Raw genomic sequence first — 20,634 nt, 5'->3', positions numbered from 1 at the left:
GGTACCGGGCGGAAGACGAAGAGGGTGGAAGCGTGCAACTGACTCCGCACGAACAGGAACGCCTGCTCATCCATGTGGCCGCCGACGTCGCGGAGAAGCGCAGGGCGCGCGGGCTGCGGCTGAACCACCCCGAGGCGGTCGCGCTGATCACGTCGCACCTGCTGGAAGGCGCGCGCGACGGCCGGACCGTGGCCGAACTCATGGCCTCCGGCCGGAAGGTCCTCACCCGCGACGACGTCATGGACGGCATCCCGGAGATGATCCACGACGTCCAGGTCGAGGCCACCTTCCCGGACGGCACCAAGCTGGTCACCGTCCACGAACCGATCGTCTGACGGGGGAACGGCCGATGATTCCCGGAGAGATCCTGTTCGCCGAGGGGCGGATCGCGCTCAACGAGGGGCGCCCCGTCACCCGCCTCACCGTCCTCAACGCCGCCGACCGGCCCGTCCAGGTCGGCTCGCACTACCACTTCGCCGAGGCCAACCCCGGCCTGGACTTCGACCGCCGCGCGGCCCACGGGCTGCGGCTGAACATCGCCGCCGGGACCGCTGTGCGCTTCGAGCCCGGCATCCCCGTCGACGTCGAACTCGTCCCGCTCGCAGGTCTGCGTACCGTCCCCGGACTGCGCGGCGCCACCGGAGGTCCCCTCGATGCCTGAGCTCAGCCGTCCCGTGTACGCCGATCTGTTCGGGCCCACCACCGGTGACCGCATCCGGCTCGCCGACACCGACCTCGTCGTGGAGATCGAGGAGGACCGTTCCGGCGGCCCCGGGCGGGCCGGTGACGAAGCCGTGTTCGGCGGCGGCAAGGTGATCCGTGAGTCGATGGGCCAGGCGCGGACCACCCGCGCCGAGGGTGCCCCCGACACCGTCGTCACCGGCGCCGTCATCATCGACCACTGGGGCGTCGTCAAGGCGGACATCGGCATCCGTGAGGGCCAGATCACCGGCATCGGGAAGGCCGGCAACCCCGACACGATGGACGGTGTCCACCCCGAGCTGGTCATCGGGCCCGAGACCGAGATCATCGCGGGCAACGGCAAGTTCATCACCGCCGGAGCCATCGATGCCCACGTCCACTTCATCTCGCCGACCCTCGTCGACCAGGCGCTCTCCTCCGGGATCACCACACTCGTCGGCGGTGGCACGGGGCCGGCGGAAGGGACCAAAGCCACCACGATCACCCCGGGCCCCTGGCACCTCGCCCGGATGTTCGAGGCGCTCGAGGGCTACCCGGTCAACATCGGTCTGCTCGGCAAGGGCAACACCATGTCCCGCGAGGCCATGCACTCCCAACTGCGCGCCGGAGCACTGGGATTCAAGATCCATGAGGACTGGGGTGCCACCCCCGCCGTCATCGACGCCTGCCTGAGCGTGTGCGAGGAGACCGGCGCCCAGCTCGCCATCCACACGGACACGCTCAACGAGGCCGGGTTCGTCGCCGACACCCTGGCCGCCATCGCCGGTCGCTCCATCCACGCCTACCACACGGAGGGCGCGGGCGGCGGGCACGCTCCCGACATCATCAGTGTGGTCTCGGAGCCCTACGTCCTGCCCAGCTCCACCAACCCGACCCGGCCGCACACCGTCAACACCATCGAGGAACACCTCGACATGCTGATGGTCTGCCACCACCTCAACCCCACCGTGCCGGAGGACCTCGCCTTCGCCGAGTCCCGGATCCGGCCGTCCACCATCGCGGCCGAGGACATCCTCCACGACCTCGGAGCCATCTCGATCATCTCCTCGGACTCCCAGGCGATGGGCCGTATCGGCGAGGTGATCCTGCGGACCTGGCAGACCGCCCACGTGATGAAGCGGCGACGCGGCGCGCTGCCGGGCGACGGCCCCGCCGACAACCACCGGGCACGTCGCTATGTCGCCAAATACACCATCAACCCGGCGGTGGCCCAGGGGCTGGACCGGGAGATCGGCTCCGTCGAGACCGGCAAGCTCGCCGACCTCGTGCTGTGGGACCCGGCGTTCTTCGGGGTCAAGCCGCAGACCGTCATCAAGGGCGGCCAGATCGCGTACGCGCAGATGGGCGACGCCAACGCCTCCATCCCCACCCCCCAGCCGGTCATGCCCCGCCCGATGTTCGGAGCCGTGGGCCGTGCCCCCGCGTCCAACTCTCTCAACTTCGTCTCCTCGGCGGCCGTCGAGGCGGGGCTCCCGGAGCGCCTGGGGCTCGGCAAGGCGTTCGTGCCGATCACCAGCACCCGGGGCGTCACCAAGGCGGACATGCGGGAGAACGACGCCCTGCCCCGGGTCCAGGTCGACCCCGACAGCTTCGCCGTCACCATCGACGGCGACCCGGTCGAACCCGCACCCGCCGCGGAACTCCCCATGGCCCAGCGCTACTTCCTCTTCTGAGGGCAGGACAGCACCTCATGACCACGCGCGCAGCCCTGCTCGTCCTCGCCGACGGCCGGTTCCCCGCCGGTGGCCACGCCCACTCCGGTGGCGCCGAACCGGCCGTCAAGGCGGGACGCATCCGTGACGCCCGGGACCTGGAGGAGTTCTGCCTGGGCCGGCTCCACACCACGGGCCTCACCTCCGCCGCCCTGGCCGCCGCCGCGGCCCAGGGCCTCGACCCGCTCGCCCTCGACGAGGCGGCCGACGCCCGGACCCCCTCACCCGCCCTCAGGAACGCCGCCCGCAGACTCGGCCGGCAGCTGATGAGAGCGGCCCGGGCCACCTGGCCGAGCCCCGAACTGGCCGCGCTCGCCGAAGCCCGGCCGCGCGGCGCCCACCAGCCCGTCGTCCTCGGGCTCACGGCACGCTCCGCCGGCCTGGAACCCGCCGACGCCGCACACTGCGTCGTCTACGAAACGGTCAGCGGCCCCGCCACCGCGGTGGTCCGCCTGCTGTCCCTCGACCCGTTCGAGGCCAGCGCCGTCCTCGCCCGGCTCGCCCCCGCCCTCGACCGGGTCGCCGGGCAGGCCGCCGAAGCCGCACGCCACGGCATCGACGCGCTGCCCGCCGCCTCCGCCCCGCTGCTCGACATCTCGGCCGAGGCCCACGCGGCCTGGCCGGTCCGCCTGTTCGCGTCCTGAAGCCGCGTACCCAGCCCATCGTTCTCACCAGGAGCCGCCCCATGCACCTCGACCACACGCACACCGGACCGGCCGCCGTCAGCGCCGACTCCGCACGCCCCGACGGGACCCGCCGCGCGCTGCGGATCGGCCTGGGAGGACCGGTCGGATCGGGCAAGACGGCCACCGTCGCCGCCCTCTGCCGCGCCCTGCGCGACCGGATCGCCATCGCCGTCGTCACCAACGACATCTACACCCGCGAGGACGCCGCCTTCCTGCTCCGCAACGCCGTCCTGCCGCCCGAGCGCATCCAGGCCGTCGAGACCGGCGCCTGCCCCCACACCGCGATCCGCGACGACATCTCCGCCAACCTCGAAGCGGTCGAGGACCTGGAGGACTCCGTGGGGCCCCTCGACCTCATCCTCGTCGAGTCGGGCGGTGACAACCTCACAGCGACCTTCTCCAAGGGGCTCGTCGACGCGCAGGTCTTCGTGATCGACGTCGCCGGCGGCGACGACATCCCCCGCAAGGGCGGCCCCGGTGTCACCACCGCAGACCTGCTCGTCGTCAACAAGACCGACCTCGCCCCCTACGTCGGCTCCGACCTGGGCCGGATGGCACGCGACGCCGCCGCACAGCGCGGTGACCTCCCCGTGGTGTTCACCTCCCTGACCGGTGCCGACGGTGTCGCACCGGTCGCCGACTGGGTGCGGGAACGGCTCGCGGACTGGACCGCATGAGCGTCACGGCCACCGCCCGGATCACGGCCGTGGCCGACGGACGGGGATCCACCGCCCTCCCGGTCCTGGAGAGCGAGGGCCCGCTCGCGCTGCGCCGGACCAGGTCACCGGACCCCGCGTACACACGCGTCACCGTGGTCGGCGCGATGAGCGCGCCCCTGGGCGGCGACCGGCTCGCCGTCGAGGTCCTGGCCGGGGACGGCGCACGCCTGACGGTGGACTCCGCGGCCGCCACCGTGGCGCTGCCGGGAGCCGGCCCGGACGCCGTACCCGCCTCCTACGACGTACGGCTCCGGGTGGGGGAGGGGGCCGAACTCCACTGGCTCCCCGAACAGATCGTCTCCGCGTACGGCAGCGAACTCGACCTGACCACCCGGGCCGACCTCGCCGCCACCGCACGGCTGGTGCTGCGCGAGGAACAGGTCCTGGGCCGGCACGGCGAACGCACCGGCCGGCTCTCCACCCGCCTGACCGTCCGCAGGGCCGGACGGCCGCTGCTCGACCAGCAGCTGGCGTACGGGCCGGGAGCACCCGGGGGCTGGGACGGTGCGGCCGTCCTGGGCGGTCACCGTGCCGTCGGGCAACTGCTCGTCGTCGACCCCGCCTTCGAGGACGCCCTCCCCCCACCGAGGCTGCTCGGCCCCTGCGCGGCGCTCACCCCGCTGGCCGGGCCCGCCGTCCTGGTGACCGCGCTCGCCGCCGACGCACGGCTGCTGCGCGCGGTGCTCGACGAGGCGCTGGAGGGCCTGCTGAAGGAGACAACGGCCCTCCAGGAAGCGTGAGTCCGCTCAGCGGGACAGAGGGCACCGGTTATTGGTTCGGTAAAGAAACACGTGTACGCCCTGTTCTCAGCAACCTCACAGACGAAAGGATCCCCCTGACTCATGAACCAACGCGCCGCCACGGGCGGCGCATCACGCAGGGGGAGGTTCCACTTGAGACGCACAGCGGTGCTCGGTTCGGCCGGCACTCTGATAGCGGGCACGCTCATAGCAGGGGCGATAGCCGCACCGGCCGCCGGTGCCGACAGCAGGCACCACGGCGACCAGGAGGCGCGTGGGGTCCAGATCGCCGCCGCCCGGGCCGCGAAGACCGGGATCGACTGGGCGGACTGCCCGGCGGACTGGGCGATCGCCGCACCCATCCAGTGCGGATGGGTGAGCGTTCCGCTCGACTACGCCAAGCCGAACGGCAAGCAGGTCAAGCTCGCGGTCGACCGGCACGTCAGCACGGGCACGAAGAGTGAGCGCCAGGGCGCGCTCGTCTACAACCCCGGCGGCCCCGGCGGCTCGGGGATGGCGTTCCCCAAGCGCATCGTCACCAAGAACCCGCTCTGGACGAAGGCCGCGAAGGCGTACGACTTCGTGGGCTTCGACCCGCGCGGTGTCGGCCACTCCGCGCCGATCTCCTGCATCGACCCCCAGGAGTTCGTGAAGGCTCCGAAGGCCGATCCGGTGCCGGACAGCGAGGCCGACAAGCGGGCCCAGCGCAAGCTCGCGGCGGAGTACGCCGACGGGTGCGCCGAACGCAGCGGCGACATGCTGCCGCACATGACCACGCCCAACACCGCACGCGACCTGGACGTCATCCGCGCCGCGCTCGGTGAGAAGAAGCTCAACTTCCTGGGCGTCTCCTACGGCACGTACCTGGGCGCGGTCTACGGCACGCTCTTCCCGACGCACGTACGCCGCATGATCGTCGACAGCGTGGTCAACCCGGCGAAGAGCAACATCTGGTACGAGGCCAACCTCAACCAGGACATCGCCTTCCAGACCCGCTGGAACGACTGGAAGGCATGGGTCGCCAAGAACGACGCTGCCTACCACATCGGCGACACGCCCGAGAAGGTCGAGCAGGCGTGGCTGACGCTGCGTGCCGCGGCCAAGAAGAAGCCGATCGGCGGGGTCCTCGGCCCGGCCGAGCTCATCGGCTTCTTCCAGAGCGCGCCGTACTACGACTCCGCCTGGGCGCCCACCGCCCAGACCTGGAGCGACTACCTGGGCGGCGACACCCAGGCGCTGATCGACGCCGCGGCACCCGACCTGTCGGACACCGCGGGCAACATCAGCGCGGAGAACGGCAACGCCGTCTACACGGCCGTCGAGTGCACGGACGCCAAGTGGCCCACCAGCTGGAAGAAGTGGGACCGCGACAACACACGGCTGCACCGGGACAACCCGTTCATGACGTGGGCCAACGCCTGGATGAACCTGCCGTGTGCGACCTGGCCGGCCAAGCAGCAGACCCCGCTGGACGTCCGTACCGGCAAGGGCCTGCCGCCGGTGCTGATCGTGCAGTCCACGCGCGACGCCGCCACCCCGTACGAGGGCGCCGTCGAGCTGCACAAGCGGTTCAAGGGCTCCCGTCTCATCACCGAGAAGGGCGCCGGATCGCACGGTGTCACCGGCCTGGTCAACCCCTGCATCAACGAGCGGGTGGACACCTACCTGCTCACCGGGAAGACCGACCGGCGCGATGTGACGTGCACCCCGCACGCCACGCCGACGCCGTGATCACCACCTGACGTGAGCGGGCGGCCGATGAAGTCCGGCGGCCGCCCGTTCACCCCCGCTCAGCCCCGTTCACCCCGGGCCGGGCCCGTGCGACGAAGCGCTCAGGCCTTCCTGTCGTACCGCTCCAGCCAGGCGTCCTCCGCCGCGTAGTCGAAGAGGCCCTCGCCGTAGCTCCGCAGCATCTTGGGGAAGGCCTCCCGCCAGTCGCGCCCTTCGAGCCGCGCGGCGAGCCACTCGACCGTCGACGGCAGCGACTCGGCGTACCCCGTCACCGGGCGGTAGCCCAACTCCCGTTCGGCGGCCGACATGTCTTGGACGACGGGGTGCGCGCCGCCCCACGGCGTCTCCCCGATGCCTCCCTCGGGCGGGGGCCCCTCCACCAGCACCGTGCCGGTCTCCACGCCCAGCACGGCGTCCACAGCGGCGCCGATCTCGGCGACGGTCGGCACCTGCGGATCCCCCGCGTTGAGCACGCGGGAGGCCGGCCGCAGGGCGGCGAGGCGGATCAGCTCGGCCATGTTGGACACATGGACCGGGTGGAAGCGGCTCTCCCCGCCGTACGCCAGGACCCTCCTGCGGCGGCCGTCCAGCAGGCGCTTGACGAAGTACAGCTCGCGCGGGGTCCGGCAGTGCGGTCCGTGCACCGCCCCCGCCCGGAGCAGCGTCACCGGCAGTGCGTCGCCCGCCGCGAGCAACTCCTGCTCCAGCGCGACCTTCCGCGTCCCGTACGTCGCGTCCCCGGGGGCGACCGTGCGCTGGGACTCCCGTATCGGCACCGGGTACTCCGGGAAGCCGTCCGGCTCGTCCTGGGTGTCGAAACTCCGGCCCCGCCCGTCCTCGTACACCGCGCCGCTGGAGATGACCACGGCGGAACCGACCCGGCCCGCGAGCCCGGTGAGCTGCGCGGCGTGGTCCCGGCCGAAGGCGACCATGTCGACGAGGACGTCACAGCCGTCGCCCAGCGCCTCCTCCAACGCCCCCTTCTCCTCGCGGTCGACCGCGAGGGAGCGGACCCCCGCGTCCCAGCCGGCGTCCCGGCCACCGCCGCGCGAGGCCGCGGTCACCTCCCAGCCGTCCTCGGCCAGGGCCCGCACGGCGGGCCGGCCCATCTGTCCCGTGGCGCCCAGTACGAAAGCTCGTCCTCTGCTCATACGGAAGACGCTACGGCGGCCTCACCGGCCGGACCAGGGTGATCGGCCCTCAGCAGATTCCCCGCTCAGCGTGGCCGCCGCGGGAACTTCCTGGACTCCTCGGCCTGTGCGGCCTTCGCCTTGGCCGCGTACTCGTCGACGTACTCCTGCCCGGAGAGATTGAGGATGGCGTACATGATCTCGTCCGTGACCGCCCGGATCGCCGCCTTCTGGTTCTCCAGGCCGGCGTAACGGGAGAAGTCCAGCGGCTCCCCGAACCTGATCGTGACCCGCTTGATCTTCGGCACCTTCTGGCCGGGCGGCTGGATCTCGAACGTGCCGACCATCGCGCAGGGGATGACCGGGACGCCCGCCCTGATCGCCATCACGGCGACCCCCACCTTGCCCTTGTACAGCCGCCCGTCGTGCGAACGGGTGCCCTCCGGATAGATGCCCAGCAGCTCGCCCTTGTCCAGCACGCCCAGGCCCTCGCGGATGGCCGCCTGCCCGGCCTCCTTGCCCGACCGGTCCACGGGGATCTGCCCGATGCTGTGGAAGAACGCCGCGGTCAGCTTCCCCTTGATCCCGGGGCCGGTGAAGTACTCGGCCTTCGCGAGGAACGTGATGCGGCGCTTGAGGATCGCCGGCATCAGGAAGTGGTCGGAGAAGGAGAGATGGTTGCCGGCGACGATGGCGGCGCCGTCGTCGGGGATGTGTTCCAGTCCTTCGATACGGGGGCGGAACAGCAGCCGGAGCAGAGGACCCAGCACGGCGTACTTCAGGACGTAATAGAACACAGCTTCTCTCCTAGCCTTCCGGACCGGGCTGTTGGCCGCGTTCTGCCAGGTCGCACACAGCGTGATGAACTCGTCGGCTCTCTCAGGTGATCGATCGTAGCCGTGTTACGGGTGTCTCCGGGAGGCCGTGGGCGTGGGGAGCCGGGCCCGTCGGCCGGTGGAGTTCCTCCTCGGACCACGGGCAGGTCGCGTGATGTACGCCGATCCATAACATCAGACGTCTGATCTTAGGTAGGGTCACCCCCAGGACCGTGAACCCAGGGGGCGGAATGGCCGCAGAGATACGGAGCAGTTACGGGGCGCCCACGCCCGAGGTGCCGCGCGGGGCGGGCGCCTCGCGGCGGGCCACCACGACCGGCCAGATCAAGGACTTCATCCTGGCCGAGGGCCTGCGCCCCGGCGACCTGCTGCCCACCGAGACCGAGCTCTGCGAACGTCTCGGGGTCTCCCGCTCCAGCGTGCGGGAGGCCGTCCGCACCCTGTCGACGCTCGGCATCGTCGACGTACGCCACGGCCACGGCACGTATGTGGGCGCCATGTCGCTCGACGCGCTCGTCGAGATGCTCGTCTTCCGCGGGGTGCTGAGCCCCGGCGACGACCTGCGCGCACTGCGTGACGTGGTCGAGATCCGTCAGGTGCTCGACCACGGCATGGCCGAGCGCATCGTGGCGAGCCTTGCGGGCACCTCCAACCCCGGTCTGCACGCGCTGGTGGACGAGATGGTCGCCGAGGCCGCCGAGGGCCGGGCCTTCCCGCAGCAGGACCGCGCGTTCCACACCGGGCTGCTGGCGCGGCTGGACAACGCCCTGGTCGGGCAGCTCGTCAGTGCGTTCTGGGAGGTGCACACCGTGGTGGTGCCCACCCTGGGGCTCTCCGTCGCGGCCGACATGGACCAGACGGCTCGCGCGCACGGGCTGATGCTCGACGCGGCCGAGGCGGGCGACGCCCGCGCCTTCCACGCGGCGGTCACGTCGCACTACGACCCCATCGGCAAAGCGCTCGGCGTGACGACGCCATGAACCGGAGAACCGGCACCATGAACACAGCACAGCCCGTCGCCCTCGTGGGTGCCTACGCGGCGCTGCCTTCGCAGCGCGCCGACCAGGAGCACTTCTACGAGGGGCTCGCCGACCGGGGGATGGCCGACGGACTGGAACTCCCGTTCCGCGACGGCCTCGGTGAGGACGTACGGTGGCTGGCCGCCCGGATGCGCGGCCGGTTCACCCGCTCGGTGATCACCCTGATCCCCGGCACGATGATGCGCGTCGGAGCCTCGGGCACCTTCGGGCTGGCCTCCGGGGACCACGACGGCCGGCAGGCGGCGCTCGCGTTCGTCCGTGAGGCCCGCGTCGCCGCCGAGGAGTTGAACCAGCTCACCGGTGAGCAGTCGGTCTCCGCCCTCCACATCCACACCGCCCCCTCGACGACCGCCGTCGGAGAGATGTTCGCCCGGTCCCTCGAAGAGCTCACGGCGACCGCACCCACCGAGGGCGACTGGTCCACCCGGCTCGTCCTGGAGCACTGCGACGCGTACTCGCCGGCCGTCCCGGGAGAGAAGCGGTTCCTGCCGCTGGAGGAGGAGATCCCCCTCGCGCACGAGGCCGGGATCGGCATCACCGTCAACTGGGGCCGCTCGGCGATCGAGGCGCAGGACCGGTCCCGGCCGCTCGCCCAGATCATCCGGCTCGCCTCCGAGGACCTGCTGGAGGGTGTCGTGTTCTCCGGCGCCGGCCCGACGGCGAACCGGTACGGGGGACCCTGGGCGGACGCACACCTGCCCCTCACCGAGGACGAGCCCACCTCCCTCATGGACGCCGAGGAGGTACGCCGCTGTCTCCGTGCGGCCGGGGGCGGGCTCTCCTACGCGGGGGCGAAGATCCAGGTCCCCGGCGACGCCACGGTCGACGAGAGGCTCACGGCGGTGGGTCACGTCATGCGGCTCCTGTCCGAACGTGGGAGCGCCCCGGCGCCCGTACGGGGTTCGTAGCCCCCATTTCGTGCGACCTGTCCCGTTCTTCCGCCACACTGGGCCCAGGATCCGACGCCCCGACGCCGCCGCCGGCCGGATGATCACGATCCAGGACCGGAGCCTCAGGAGACCGATGGCCGCAATGACCGCTCTCACCACGCTCTGCCCGCCCCCGGGCCCGACCTCGCACATCCACTGGGAGACCGTCGAGGCGACCCTCGGCATGCCGCTGCCGCAGGACTACAAGGAGCTCGCCGACCGTTACGGGCCCGGGGTGTTCAACGGCTTCGTCCACGTCTACCACCCGCACGGTGCGACGGAGCACGCCGACCTCACGGGCCCCGTGCCCGGCCGGCTCCGGGCCCGGCTGAGCAAGGACCGTGAACAGGGCACGCACCCCGTTCCGTACGATCCGGAGACGCTCTTCGCCTGCGCCGTGACCGACAACGGCGCGTACCTCTTCTGGATCACGGACCCCGCAGGGGACCCCGACCGCTGGCGCATCGCGGTCAACCAGGCCCGGGGCCCGGACTGGTTCACCTACGACGGAACCCTGACCGCGTTCCTCACCGCCGTCCTCGGCGGGCGGATCGAGGTCCCCCTGTTCCCGGTCTCCCTCGGCGAGGCCCCCGCCGGGTTCGCACCCGCCCGCCCCGTTCCCCGGCAGCCCGGCCCCCTCCCCGGTCACCGGCCCGTCGACACCGGGACGATCCGCTCCTGGGCACGGGCCCGCGGTTACGACGTACCGTCACGGGGGCGGATTCCGCTGGAGGTCCGGGAGGCGTGGGAGCGCAGGACCCCCAAGGGCTGACGCCCGGACGGCATCCGCGCCGTGGCACGCCTGGACCGTGGCGTGCCAGGCCCCGGTGCGGGATCAGTCCCGGTCGGACTCCGGGCGCCGGGCGCGCCACACGAGGAGGCCGCCCGCCGTGCCGTACGCGAGGAGCAGGGCGCCGGTCATCGCGTCCTCGCGCCGCTCCAAGGACTGGACCCGCCGCTGCTGTTCATAGGTACGCGTCCCGACGGAGACGCTCCCGTCGAGCACCGCGCACCCGGTGTCCCCGGGCCGCATGGGGCCCGGGTGCTCCTCCCCGTCCTCCTTCACGTTCTCCCCGGGGCACACGATGTCCGTCGACGCCGTCAGCGCGCTTCCCAGGGTGGCCGCTCCCCAGAGGCCCGGCACGACGAACAGGATCACAAGGACCACGCTGTGCTTCACGGAACTCCCTCGCGCCGGATCCGGAACCGGACGTCCGCGCCCCCGCCGTGACGCGATGCCCCCGACTTACCGTACACACGTCCGAAACTTGACCTTGTCACCGTGGCAAGGTCTTCAGTGGGGCCGAGGAGGTGGTACCGATGACCCTGCCGACGCAGGACACGGATGTGACGCACGCCCTCCGGGCGCTGGAGGCCGACCGCTCGGCGGTACGGCTGCGGGCGGCGATGGCGGCCGGTACGACGCCCGACCCCCGGTTCGTCGGAAAGCTCCTCGAACGCTGCGCGGCCGAACCCGACTTCCAGGTGCGCGAGATGCTCACCTGGGCGCTGACCCGCCACCCGGCCGCCGTGACGGTCCCGGCGCTGATCGGCGAGGTCCGCTCGGAGCGTGACCAGGCGCGGAGCCAGGCCCTGCACACGCTCTCGAAGATCGGGGACCGGCAGGCATGGCCGGTGATCACGCGGGCTCTGCTGTCCGACGCCGAGGACGAGGTGGCGCGGAGCGCCTGGCGGGCGGCCGTCGTCCTGGTGCCGTCCGGCGAGGAGAACGAGCTCGCGGATGCCCTGGCGACACAACTCGGGCGTGGCGGACGGGAGATGCAGCTGAGCCTCAGCCGGGCGCTGATCGCCCTCGGTGAGGTGATCCTGCCCGCCCTGCACGCGGCGGCAGCGGGCCCCGACCCCGGCGTACGCGCGCACGCGCTCGCCACGGAAGCGCTGCTGCGGGACCCGGACGCCGGGTTCGGGTTCGCGATCGAGGAGGCCAAGCGCATGGTGGCCCTCGGTCCGGATGCGGCCCTCGGCACGGGTGGAGAGGAGGGGGACTAGAGCGTGTTGATCGGTGAGGTGGCGCGGCGCTCCGGGGTCAGCGCCCGCATGCTCCGGCACTACGAATCGCTCGGACTGCTGCGGCCGACGGGGCGGACCGGGGGCGGCTATCGCGAGTACACGGACGAGGACATCGCCCGGATCTTCCACATCGAGAGCCTGCGGTCGCTCGGGATGTCCCTGCGGGAGGTCGGCCGCGCGCTGGACGATCCCGGCTTCACGCCGTCCGCGCTCGTCGAGGACCTGATCCGCGGGACCAGGGAGCGCATCGCCCAGGAGACGGAGCTGCTCACACGGCTCGGCAGGATCGGTGCCTCCCGGCCCGCCGGCTGGGAGGACGTCCTGCGGACCGTCGCCCTCCTCCAGGGCCTCACGTCGGAGAGCGCGGGGCGCCGCCAGCGCGCCGCGCTGTCCTCGGTCGACGAGGCGGTGCCGGTGGAAGCGCTGGTCGAGGCGGCGCTGAACGAGGCGGACCCGCATGTGGCCGGCGCGTTCCGGTGGGCCCTGGCCCAAGCGGGAGAGGACGGGCCGCGGTTGCTCGCGGAAGGTCTCGCCTCGCCGGTCGCCGACGTACGAAGGCGCGCCGTGCAGGCCCTCGCCGAGATCCCGGGGCCCGAGGTGACCGTCCTGCTGCGGGGCGCTCTCGCGAGCGAGGACCCCGCCGTCCGCGGGTACGCGGCCCTGGAGCTCGGGGCGCGCGGGGAGGCCGAAGCGGTGCCGGTGCTCCTCGACATGATCGTCGAGGAGATGAGTGACGTCGACGCGGCCGACGCGCTGAGCGCGCTGGCCGGCACGCCGGACCTGGCGGACCGGATCGCGGACGGCCTCGTCCACCGCCTCGCCCGCCCGGCCGCCGGCCCCGCCGTACGCCGACGGCTCACCCAGGCGCTCGCCGACATCCCGGGCGCCACCACGGAACGCGCCCTGGAGGAGCTGGCGCACGACGAGGACCGCGGGGTCGCGGTCACCGCGGCGTACCTGCTCGGCAGGCGCGCCCGCGGAATGGACGGCTGACCGTTCGGGACACGCTCACACCCGCCTCGACCCGGAAGGCCGAGGCGTGCCGCAGCGGCCGCGGTCGAGGCCGGGGGCCGGAGCGTTCCGTGGCGTCTCAGGTGTCGCGGGTGGCGACCATCCCCAGGGTGGCCAGCCCGAGCACCACCCAGCCGAACCAGAGCCAGCCGTTGCTCCCCAGCGCCACCGTGTACATCGTCACCGCGACCAGCGCCCCGACGGTGAGCACTCCCATGGTTTTCGTGGATCCAGGCATGAGCGCACGCTCCTCACCCGGCCGCACGGCCGGTGAAGCCATGGTCACCCCTCGGGCGTGCCCGGCGCTACTGCCCGCGCGCCTGCAATGAGGCGAGATAGGCGTTGTACGCCTTCAGCTCCTGGTCGCCGTCCCGGTCGGCGGCACGGTCCGAGCGCTTGGCCGTGCGCTGGTCGGACCGGTACCACTGGAAGACCAGGGCGATCAGCACCAGCACGGACGGGATCTCGCTGAACGCCCAGGCGATGCCGCCGGCCGCCGACTGGTCGCCCAGGGCATCGATGCCGAGCGAGGCCGGGGGATTCTCGTACGCCTTCACCATGGGCTGGCTCGCCATCATCAGGGCGATCCCGAAGAACGCGTGGAACGGCATGCCCGCGAAGAGCTCCAGCATCCGCATCACGTAACCGGGCCGGTGAGGCCCGGGGTCGACGCCCATGATCGGCCAGAAGAACACCAGGCCGACCGCCAGGAAGTGCACCATCATCGCGATGTGGCCCGTCTTCGACTCCATGAGGAAGTCGAACAGCGGGGTGAAGTAGAGCCCGTACAGGCTCGCGATGAACAGCGGGATCGTGAAGACCGGATGCGTGACGACCTTCATGTAGCGGCTGTGCAGCAGCTTGAGCAGCAGCTCGCGCGGGCCCGTACGGCCCCGCCCCGCCACGGGCAGCGCCCGCAGGGCCAGGGTCACCGGGGCGCCCAGGAGCAGCAGGATCGGCGACACCATGCTGATCACCATGTGCTGCACCATGTGCACGCTGAACATGACCATGCCGTAGTCGTTGAGTCCCGTGCACATCACCAGGGCGATGGACAGCACCCCGATGACGAAGAGCACGATCCGGTTCACCGGCCAGCCGTCGCCCCTCCGGCGCAGCCGCACGACCCCGTACCCGTACAGGGCGAGTGCGACCGCGCAGCCGATCAGGAAGAACGGGTCCGCGGAGAACTCCAGCCCGCGCCCCAGCGTGAACGGCGGCAGATCCATGTTCATGCCGTGCCCGCCGTGATCCATCTCTTCACTCCCGCTGGGGTCGTCCCCGTTTCGTGCCGGTTGTCCGGTCCAGACTAGAACCGCCCCCGGCCGCGGGTGCGGCCGGGGGCGGTCCGGGAATGTCGCGACGGGTCAGAGCACGACCTGCGCCTCGGCGTAGCGCTCGGCAGGGACCGTCTTCAGGGTCTCCACGGCCGCCGCCAGCGGAACCATCGTGATGTCCGTGCCGCGCAGCGCCGTCATCATGCCGAACTCACCGCGGTGGGCGGCCTCCACGGCGTGCCAGCCGAAGCGGGTGGCCAGGACGCGGTCGTACGCGGTCGGGGTGCCGCCGCGCTGCACATGGCCGAGGATCACCGGGCGGGCCTCCTTGCCGAGGCGCTGCTCCAGCTCGCCGGAGAGCTGCGTCGCCACCCCGGCGAAGCGCTCATGGCCGTAGATGTCCTTCGTGCCCTGGTTGAACTCCATGGAGCCCTCGCGGGGCTTGGCGCCCTCCGCCACGACGACGATCGCGAACTTCTTGCCGTCCGAGAAGCGCTTGCCGACCAGCGCGGTCAGCTCGTCGATGTCGAAGGGGCGCTCCGGTACGACGATGGCGTGCGCACCGGCGGCCATGCCCGAGTGCAGCGCGATCCAGCCGGTGTGCCGGCCCATGACCTCGACGATCAGCACCCGCTGGTGGGACTCGGCCGTCGTCTTCAGCCGGTCCAGCGCCTCCGTCGCGACGCCGACGGCCGTGTCGAAGCCGAAGGTCACATCGGTGGAGGCGATGTCGTTGTCGATGGTCTTGGGCACACCGACGATGGGCAGACCCGCCTCGGAGAGCAGATTGGCGGCCTTCAGCGTGCCCTCGCCGCCGATCGGGATGATCGCGTCCAGGCCCAGATCCGCGACATGGCCCCTGGCCCGCTCCACGCCGTCACGCAGATGCGCGGGCTGGACCCGGGAGGAGCCGAGGATGGTGCCGCCACGGGCGAGGATGCCGCCGACCGCGTCGAGATCGAGCTTGCGGTAGTCGCACTCGAGGAGGCCCTTCCAGCCGTCGTGGAAGCCGATGACCTCGTCGCCGTGGTCGACCACCGCGCGGTGCACGACGGAACGGATGACGGCGTTGAGGCCGGGGCAGTCGCCGCCGGAGGTGAGCACACCAATTCGCATTGCCCGGGAAACCTTTGCAACGTGGGCCGACGCCGGACCACGTCGTCCGGTTGGATCCCCGCCACCCTACCGGCGCGGGGTGTCCGGACCGAACCCACTGTCCGACTGCTGGACGTCCACCGGATGTACACCCGCCGCACACGTACGGACCGGCTCCTCGCTGAGGCCGGTCCGTACGGGAGGGATACGTCAGGCGGGCTGGGTCGCCGCGGCGATCCGCTCGGCGCGCAGCGCCTCGTACCACCGGTCGTCGCTCGGCGGCAGCGCGTTGACGTCCAGCGCCAGCTTCAGCAGCAGGTCCGCGATCAGCGGGTTACGTGCCAGGACGGGCCCGTGCATGTACGTGCCGAAGACCGTGTCGTTGTACGCGCCCTCCGTGCCGTCACCCGTGCCGTTGCCCCGGCCGAGACGCACCCGGGCGAACGGGCGGGCCGAGGGCCCGAGATGGGTGACGCCCTGGTGGTTCTCGAACCCGGTCAGCGGCGGCAGCCCCAGGTTCGGGTCGATGTCGCCGAGTACGTCGCCGACGCACCGGGCGCCCTCGCCCCGGGTCGAGACGACGTCGAGCAGCCCGAGGCCGGGCTCGCGCTCGCCGAGGTCGTTGATGAACTCGTGGCCGAGGATCTGGTAGCCCGCGCAGACCGAGAAGATGATCGCGCCGTTCGCCGCGGCCCGGCTCAGCCCGCCGTCACGGCGCAGCCGCTCGGCGGCCAGACGCTGCGGCCGGTCCTCACCGCCGCCGATCAGGTAGATGTCGCCCGACGTCGGGATGGGCTGGTCGCTGCGCACGTCCACGCGCGACACGTCGAGACCGCGCTGGCGGGCCCGGCGCTCCACCACCAGGGCGTTGCCCTGGTCGCCGTAGGTGCTGAGGAGGTCGGGGTAGACCCACACCAGCCGCAGGCTGTTGTTGCTCATGCTTCGTCCTCTCCGGGGGTTGCCCGCGCGGGGGTCAGTTGCCGACACGACGGCGCAGATCCTGGAAGGCGGTGTAGTTGGCGATGACCTCGATGCGGCCGGGCGGGGCCATCTGGACGGCCTCGTCCAGGGTCTCGCAGACACGGAAGTCCAGTCCGGCCACCTCAAGCCGGACCGCGAGGTCCAGCTTGCGGTCACCGAGCACGAAGATCGGGTGACCGTAGAGCTGGGTGTAGTCGACGTCCCACAGCCAGGAGGTGTCGGTGCCGTCGGCGCCGCGGGCGTTCACCGAGAGGATCACCGGGGTGGGCGGCGGATCGATCAGGGAAAACGTTTCGAGCCAGCCCGCCGGGTTCTTCGCCAGCAGGAGCCGGAGCTCACGGCCGAGGAAGGTGACCACGTCGTAGCGGCCCGCCACCGCCTGCACCTGGTACATGCGCTCCAGGGCGACCTGCGGCGGCACGCCGAAGACCGCGGCCACGGCGGCGGAGCTCGTGGCGTTCGCCTTGTTGGCCCGGCCCGGCAGCTGGAGGTGGATCGGCCACGCGGAACCGTGCGGGTCCAGGACGTAGTCGCCGTTCAGCGCCCAGCTGGGTGCGGGCCGGCGGAAGCCGCACTCACCGCAGAACCAGTCGTCACCGGGGCGCTGCATCACACCGCCGCAGGACGGGCAGGACCAGGCGTCGTCCTTCCACGCCTGTCCCGCCGCGACCCACACCACGTTGGGGGAGGAGGAAGCGGCCCACACGATCAGCGGGTCGTCGGCGTTGGCCACGATCACGGCCTTGGAGCCCGACAGGCCCTCACGCCACTTCTCGGCCAGCATCCGGGTCTCCGCCGCGCGGTCCAGCTGGTCGCGGGAGAGGTTGAGCAGCGCGATCACCTTCGGCGTGGTGTCGCGCGCCACACCCGCCAGGTACTTCTCGTCGACCTCGATCACGCCGTACCGTGCGTCCGAGCCGCCCGCCAGCGCGGAGGTGATCCCCGCGGGCATGTTGGCCCCGAGCGCGTTCGACACGACGGGCCCCGCGGCCCTGAGTGCCTCCGCGATCAGCCGGGTCGTGGTCGTCTTGCCGTTCGTCGCGGACACGAGGATCACGTCCAGGTGCTGCGCCAGCCGCCCGAGCAGGTCGGGGTCGAGCTTGAGCGCCACCCGGCCGCCGATCACCGATCCGCTGCCGCGCCCCGCAGCGCGCGACACCGCCGCCGCGGCCTTGCCCGCCGTCACGGCGAGCTTGGCCCGCGGCGACAACGGTTCCGTGTTGCCTGCCATCGTCCTAGATCCTCCTTGCGTAAGTCCGCGCCCAGCCTATCGATGTCCGGCGGGGCGACCGCACCTCGGCACCACGGGGAACGTGGAGGTCACGTGGAACGTACGCTTCTCCCCATGCGAAACCGCCCGATCCCCGGCAGTTCCGGACGCGTTCGTGCCATGAGTCTGCTCGGAGCCCCGGTTCTCCACAGCCCGTGCGACGACGTCACCGACTTCGGCCCGTCGCTCGCCCGCCTCGTGGAGGACATGTTCGCCACGATGTACGCCGCGAACGGTGTGGGGCTCGCCGCGAACCAGATCGGCGTCCCCCTCAGGGTGTTCGTCTTCGACTGTCCGGACGACGACGAGGTCCGGCACCTGGGCCATCTCGTCAACCCGGTCCTCGTCGAGGCCGACGGCATCACCGTACGCGGGGCGGAGGGCTGCCTCTCGCTCCCGGGCCTCGAAGCGGGCACCCCGCGCTTCGACCACGCGGTGGTCGAGGGCCGGACCATGACGGGGGAGCCCCTCCGGATCACCGGCACCGGCTGGTTCGCCCGCTGCCTGCAGCACGAGTGCGACCACCTCGACGGCCTGGTCTACACCGACCGGCTGACGGGACTGCGCCGCGCCAGGGCGCTGCGCGCGGCCCGCAGGGCGCCGTGGGGACGTACGGCAGCGGACGGCTGACCCGGGCCCACGGACCGGCCGGAGGGTGCGGCGGGGTGCTCAGAACCCCTGGCCGCCGGGCAGGTCGCCGGCCTCGGCCAGCCTGCCCCACAGCAGGTCGGCGAGGCTCCGGACGAGCTGCTCGCGCGAGCACGGCCGGTCACCCAGCCACCAGTCGCCCGCCGCGTGCATCATCCCGACGATGCCGTGCCCCCAGATGCGGGCCATCTGCTCGCTGTCCGGCCCCAGATCGACCCGCTCCGCGATGACCTTGCCCAGCTCCTCGCCGAGGCGGCGCAGCAGCGGCGCGGAGTGCCGGCCGACGTCGAAGCCCTGTTCGGGGGCGGGGGCCGCGTCGTCGGAGGGGTGCATCAGGAAGCGGTAGACCTGCGGGCGTGCCTCGATCGCGGCGAGGTAGGTGTCCAGCGTCGCCTCGACCCGTTCGCGCCGCTCGGAGGGGGCGTCGAGCGCGGCCCGCAGGGCGCTCAGCAGGGCGTCGGTGTGGCGTTTGGCGAGCGCCCGGTAGAGGCCGCCCTTGTCGCCGAAGTGCCGGTAGAGGATGGGCTTGGTGATCCCGGCCTCCGCGGCGATCGCGTTCATCGACGCCTTCGGCCCGTCCCTGAGCACCACCCGGTCCGCGGCTTCGAGCAGCTCCCGGCGGCGCCGCTCGGCCGCTGTCCGCTGCCGTTCGGCCCCTCTTGTGGTCTCCATGTCGTTCTCTCCCGCCCCACCCAGCTGTCCTGCGATCTCGTCACGCCCGGGCAACGTAACACCCTGGTCCGTGCGGCGCGGAGAGGCGACCGGGCGGTTGACAGAGGCTACTTGCTGGTAACAGACTGTTGTTACCGCTAGTAACGGGTTTTCCGGAAGTGCATGGAGGGAACATGGCCGAGTTCACGCTCGAGCTCAACGACGACCAGAAGCAGGTCCGTGACTGGCTGCACGGATTCGCCGCCGAGGTGATCAGGCCGGCCGCTTCGGAGTGGGACGAGCGTGAGGAAACGCCCTGGCCCGTCATCCAGGAGGCGGCCAAGGTCGGGATCTACTCCCTCGACTTCTACGCCCAGCAGTTCTTCGACCCCACGGGCCTGGGCATCCCCATGGCCATGGAGGAGCTCTTCTGGGGCGACGCGGGCATCGCCCTGTCGATCGTCGGTACGGGCCTGGCGGCCGTCGGCGTCCTCGCCAACGGCACCGAGGAGCAGATCGGCACCTGGATCCCCCAGATGTACGGGGACGCCGACGACGTGAAGGTCGCCGCCTTCTGCTCCTCCGAGCCGGACGCCGGATCCGACGTCGCCTCGATGCGCACCCGCGCGGTGTACGACGAGGCCAAGGACGAGTGGGTGCTCAACGGCACCAAGACCTGGGCGACCAACGGCGGCATCGCCAACGTCCACGTGGTCGTCGCCGTCGTCGACCCGGAGCTGGGCTCGAAGGGCCACGCCTCCTTCATCGTCCCGCCGGCCACACCCGGCCTCTCGCAGGGGCAGAAGTTCAAGAAGCACGGCATCCGCGCCTCGCACACGGCCGAGGTCGTCCTGGAGGACGTCCGTATCCCCGGCCACTGCCTGCTCGGCGGCAAGGAGAAGCTCGACGAGCGCCTCGCCCGGGCCCGCGAGCGCGCCAGGTCCGGCGGCGAGCGCGTGAAGAACGCGGCCATGGCGACCTTCGAGGCCTCCCGCCCCGCCGTCGGCGCCATGGCGGTCGGCACCGCCCGCGCCGCCTACGAGGTCGCCCTCGACTACGCGAAGACGCGTACCCAGTTCGGCCGCCCGATCATCGACAACCAGGGCATCGCCTTCCAGCTCGCCGACATGCGTACGCAGATCGACGCCGCGCGGCTGCTCGTCTGGCGTGCCTCCTGGATGGCGAGCGCCGGCAAGCCGTTCACCGCGGCCGAGGGCTCGATGTCGAAGCTCTACGCGAGCGAGACGGCCAAGTCGGTCACCGCCCAGGCCGTGCAGATCCTCGGCGGCAACGGCTTCACCCGTGAGTACCCGGTCGAGCGCATGCACCGGGACGCCGCGATCTACACCATCTTCGAGGGCACGAGCGAGATCCAGCGCCTGGTGATCGCCCGCACCCTGTCGGGGATGCCGATCCGCTGACCACGGGCGGCGGGGCCGGACCGT

At 71.8% G+C, this 20,634-nt stretch carries 23 protein-coding genes; 14 read left to right on the top strand and 9 right to left on the bottom strand.

The window, feature by feature from the left end; all coding sequences use genetic code 11:
* Positions 1–32 precede the first annotated feature (32 nt).
* The 7 genes from JKV81_RS03715 to JKV81_RS03685 all read left to right on the top strand — a co-directional run bounded on the left by JKV81_RS03715 (position 33) and on the right by JKV81_RS03685 (position 6,290).
* On the top strand, positions 33–335 hold the full coding sequence (locus JKV81_RS03715) for an urease subunit gamma (RefSeq protein ID WP_124278315.1): 303 nt from the start codon (positions 33–35) through the stop codon (positions 333–335).
* A gap of 14 nt (positions 336–349) precedes the next feature.
* Positions 350–661: an urease subunit beta gene (locus JKV81_RS03710; protein WP_129260990.1), complete on the top strand. Its 312-nt coding sequence runs from the start codon at positions 350–352 to the stop codon at positions 659–661.
* Positions 654–2,375: an urease subunit alpha gene (locus JKV81_RS03705; RefSeq protein WP_202074899.1), complete on the top strand. Its 1,722-nt coding sequence runs from the start codon at positions 654–656 to the stop codon at positions 2,373–2,375. Before JKV81_RS03710 ends, JKV81_RS03705 begins: the two co-directional genes overlap by 8 nt.
* Positions 2,376–2,392: 17 nt before the next feature.
* A complete protein-coding gene (locus tag JKV81_RS03700) occupies positions 2,393–3,058 on the top strand; it encodes an urease accessory protein UreF (protein ID WP_129260987.1) in 666 nt (221 codons plus the stop codon).
* A 41-nt stretch (positions 3,059–3,099) separates the two neighbouring features.
* Positions 3,100–3,777, top strand: a complete 678-nt coding sequence (gene ureG, locus JKV81_RS03695; RefSeq protein ID WP_202074898.1) for an urease accessory protein UreG — start codon at positions 3,100–3,102, stop codon at positions 3,775–3,777.
* Complete coding sequence (locus tag JKV81_RS03690; protein ID WP_202074897.1) at positions 3,774–4,559, top strand: urease accessory protein UreD; 786 nt, start codon at positions 3,774–3,776, stop codon at positions 4,557–4,559. The genes ureG and JKV81_RS03690 overlap by 4 nt, the downstream gene beginning before the upstream one ends.
* 153 nt (positions 4,560–4,712) lie before the next feature.
* Positions 4,713–6,290 carry an alpha/beta hydrolase gene (locus tag JKV81_RS03685; protein ID WP_202074896.1) on the top strand — a complete coding sequence of 526 codons (1,578 nt, stop codon included), beginning with the start codon at positions 4,713–4,715 and terminating at the stop codon, positions 6,288–6,290.
* 101 nt (positions 6,291–6,391) lie between these two features.
* On the opposite strand, the gene JKV81_RS03680 is transcribed toward JKV81_RS03685, so the two are convergent.
* Both JKV81_RS03680 and JKV81_RS03675 read right to left on the bottom strand, forming a co-directional pair.
* Positions 6,392–7,441, bottom strand: a complete 1,050-nt coding sequence (locus JKV81_RS03680; protein ID WP_202074895.1) for an NAD-dependent epimerase/dehydratase family protein — start codon at positions 7,439–7,441, stop codon at positions 6,392–6,394.
* A 65-nt stretch (positions 7,442–7,506) separates the two neighbouring features.
* Positions 7,507–8,217: a lysophospholipid acyltransferase family protein gene (locus tag JKV81_RS03675; RefSeq protein WP_129260977.1), complete on the bottom strand. Its 711-nt coding sequence runs from the start codon at positions 8,215–8,217 to the stop codon at positions 7,507–7,509.
* 269 nt (positions 8,218–8,486) lie between these two features.
* Here JKV81_RS03675 and JKV81_RS03670 point away from each other — a divergent pair, with 269 nt between their 5' ends.
* The 3 genes from JKV81_RS03670 to JKV81_RS03660 all read left to right on the top strand — a co-directional run bounded on the left by JKV81_RS03670 (position 8,487) and on the right by JKV81_RS03660 (position 10,997).
* A complete protein-coding gene (locus tag JKV81_RS03670; RefSeq protein WP_129260975.1) occupies positions 8,487–9,236 on the top strand; it encodes a FadR/GntR family transcriptional regulator in 750 nt (249 codons plus the stop codon).
* A 17-nt stretch (positions 9,237–9,253) separates the two neighbouring features.
* A complete protein-coding gene (locus tag JKV81_RS03665) occupies positions 9,254–10,204 on the top strand; it encodes a DUF4862 family protein (protein WP_202074894.1) in 951 nt (316 codons plus the stop codon).
* A 115-nt stretch (positions 10,205–10,319) separates the two neighbouring features.
* Complete coding sequence (locus tag JKV81_RS03660; RefSeq protein ID WP_236055173.1) at positions 10,320–10,997, top strand: Lsr2 family DNA-binding protein; 678 nt, start codon at positions 10,320–10,322, stop codon at positions 10,995–10,997.
* A gap of 63 nt (positions 10,998–11,060) precedes the next feature.
* Here JKV81_RS03660 and JKV81_RS03655 read toward each other — a convergent pair whose 3' ends face one another.
* A complete protein-coding gene (locus tag JKV81_RS03655) occupies positions 11,061–11,405 on the bottom strand; it encodes a hypothetical protein (RefSeq protein ID WP_124278325.1) in 345 nt (114 codons plus the stop codon).
* Between the two features lie 140 nt (positions 11,406–11,545).
* Between JKV81_RS03655 and JKV81_RS03650 the strand changes: the two genes are divergently transcribed.
* Both JKV81_RS03650 and JKV81_RS03645 read left to right on the top strand, forming a co-directional pair.
* Positions 11,546–12,235, top strand: a complete 690-nt coding sequence (locus tag JKV81_RS03650; RefSeq protein ID WP_129260971.1) for a HEAT repeat domain-containing protein — start codon at positions 11,546–11,548, stop codon at positions 12,233–12,235.
* Between the two features lie 3 nt (positions 12,236–12,238).
* Positions 12,239–13,249, top strand: a complete 1,011-nt coding sequence (locus JKV81_RS03645; RefSeq protein ID WP_202074893.1) for a MerR family transcriptional regulator — start codon at positions 12,239–12,241, stop codon at positions 13,247–13,249.
* Positions 13,250–13,346: 97 nt separating this feature from the next.
* Here the strand turns inward: JKV81_RS03645 and JKV81_RS03640 are convergent, their stop codons facing one another.
* From JKV81_RS03640 to JKV81_RS03620, 5 genes are all read right to left on the bottom strand, one after another.
* Positions 13,347–13,505 carry a hypothetical protein gene (locus JKV81_RS03640; protein ID WP_164992661.1) on the bottom strand — a complete coding sequence of 53 codons (159 nt, stop codon included), beginning with the start codon at positions 13,503–13,505 and terminating at the stop codon, positions 13,347–13,349.
* Between the two features lie 67 nt (positions 13,506–13,572).
* Positions 13,573–14,523, bottom strand: a complete 951-nt coding sequence (locus tag JKV81_RS03635) for a cytochrome c oxidase assembly protein (protein WP_129260967.1) — start codon at positions 14,521–14,523, stop codon at positions 13,573–13,575.
* 111 nt (positions 14,524–14,634) lie between these two features.
* Positions 14,635–15,660, bottom strand: coding sequence for a 6-phosphofructokinase (locus JKV81_RS03630; protein WP_124278329.1), 1,026 nt, complete (start codon positions 15,658–15,660; stop codon positions 14,635–14,637).
* A 189-nt stretch (positions 15,661–15,849) separates the two neighbouring features.
* Complete coding sequence (locus JKV81_RS03625; protein WP_099172055.1) at positions 15,850–16,578, bottom strand: type 1 glutamine amidotransferase; 729 nt, start codon at positions 16,576–16,578, stop codon at positions 15,850–15,852.
* 34 nt (positions 16,579–16,612) lie between these two features.
* Positions 16,613–17,851, bottom strand: a complete 1,239-nt coding sequence (locus JKV81_RS03620; RefSeq protein WP_099172054.1) for a Mur ligase family protein — start codon at positions 17,849–17,851, stop codon at positions 16,613–16,615.
* Positions 17,852–17,965: 114 nt separating this feature from the next.
* On the opposite strand from JKV81_RS03620, the gene def reads away from it, so the two are divergent.
* Positions 17,966–18,520, top strand: a complete 555-nt coding sequence (gene def / locus JKV81_RS03615; RefSeq protein WP_124278330.1) for a peptide deformylase — start codon at positions 17,966–17,968, stop codon at positions 18,518–18,520.
* 39 nt (positions 18,521–18,559) lie between these two features.
* On the opposite strand, the gene JKV81_RS03610 is transcribed toward def, so the two are convergent.
* A complete protein-coding gene (locus JKV81_RS03610) occupies positions 18,560–19,210 on the bottom strand; it encodes a TetR/AcrR family transcriptional regulator (RefSeq protein ID WP_099172052.1) in 651 nt (216 codons plus the stop codon).
* A gap of 173 nt (positions 19,211–19,383) precedes the next feature.
* Between JKV81_RS03610 and JKV81_RS03605 the strand changes: the two genes are divergently transcribed.
* Positions 19,384–20,610 (top strand): acyl-CoA dehydrogenase family protein, encoded by a 1,227-nt coding sequence (locus tag JKV81_RS03605; protein ID WP_099172051.1) that lies wholly within the window; start codon positions 19,384–19,386, stop codon positions 20,608–20,610.
* The last annotated feature ends 24 nt before the right edge of the window (positions 20,611–20,634 follow it).

The sequence above is a fragment of the Streptomyces silvae genome (genome assembly GCF_016745505.1).
Lineage (GTDB): Bacteria > Actinomycetota > Actinomycetes > Streptomycetales > Streptomycetaceae > Streptomyces > Streptomyces silvae.
Note: the sequence above shows the minus strand (reverse complement) of the source record. Positions and strands in the feature narration are given on the sequence as shown.

Coding starts and splice junctions, on each gene's coding strand:
- JKV81_RS03710 (WP_129260990.1), top strand. CDS start 350: ATGATTCCCGGAGAGATCCTGTTCGCCGAGGGGCGGATCGCGCTCAAC.
- JKV81_RS03705 (WP_202074899.1), top strand. CDS start 654: ATGCCTGAGCTCAGCCGTCCCGTGTACGCCGATCTGTTCGGGCCCACC.
- JKV81_RS03700 (WP_129260987.1), top strand. CDS start 2,393: ATGACCACGCGCGCAGCCCTGCTCGTCCTCGCCGACGGCCGGTTCCCC.
- ureG (WP_202074898.1), top strand. CDS start 3,100: ATGCACCTCGACCACACGCACACCGGACCGGCCGCCGTCAGCGCCGAC.
- JKV81_RS03690 (WP_202074897.1), top strand. CDS start 3,774: ATGAGCGTCACGGCCACCGCCCGGATCACGGCCGTGGCCGACGGACGG.
- JKV81_RS03680 (WP_202074895.1), bottom strand. CDS start 7,441: ATGAGCAGAGGACGAGCTTTCGTACTGGGCGCCACGGGACAGATGGGC.
- JKV81_RS03670 (WP_129260975.1), top strand. CDS start 8,487: ATGGCCGCAGAGATACGGAGCAGTTACGGGGCGCCCACGCCCGAGGTG.
- JKV81_RS03665 (WP_202074894.1), top strand. CDS start 9,254: ATGAACACAGCACAGCCCGTCGCCCTCGTGGGTGCCTACGCGGCGCTG.
- JKV81_RS03660 (WP_236055173.1), top strand. CDS start 10,320: ATGGCCGCAATGACCGCTCTCACCACGCTCTGCCCGCCCCCGGGCCCG.
- JKV81_RS03650 (WP_129260971.1), top strand. CDS start 11,546: ATGACCCTGCCGACGCAGGACACGGATGTGACGCACGCCCTCCGGGCG.
- JKV81_RS03640 (WP_164992661.1), bottom strand. CDS start 13,505: ATGCCTGGATCCACGAAAACCATGGGAGTGCTCACCGTCGGGGCGCTG.
- JKV81_RS03635 (WP_129260967.1), bottom strand. CDS start 14,523: ATGGATCACGGCGGGCACGGCATGAACATGGATCTGCCGCCGTTCACG.
- JKV81_RS03630 (WP_124278329.1), bottom strand. CDS start 15,660: ATGCGAATTGGTGTGCTCACCTCCGGCGGCGACTGCCCCGGCCTCAAC.
- JKV81_RS03625 (WP_099172055.1), bottom strand. CDS start 16,578: ATGAGCAACAACAGCCTGCGGCTGGTGTGGGTCTACCCCGACCTCCTC.
- JKV81_RS03620 (WP_099172054.1), bottom strand. CDS start 17,851: ATGGCAGGCAACACGGAACCGTTGTCGCCGCGGGCCAAGCTCGCCGTG.
- def (WP_124278330.1), top strand. CDS start 17,966: ATGCGAAACCGCCCGATCCCCGGCAGTTCCGGACGCGTTCGTGCCATG.
- JKV81_RS03610 (WP_099172052.1), bottom strand. CDS start 19,210: ATGGAGACCACAAGAGGGGCCGAACGGCAGCGGACAGCGGCCGAGCGG.
- JKV81_RS03605 (WP_099172051.1), top strand. CDS start 19,384: ATGGCCGAGTTCACGCTCGAGCTCAACGACGACCAGAAGCAGGTCCGT.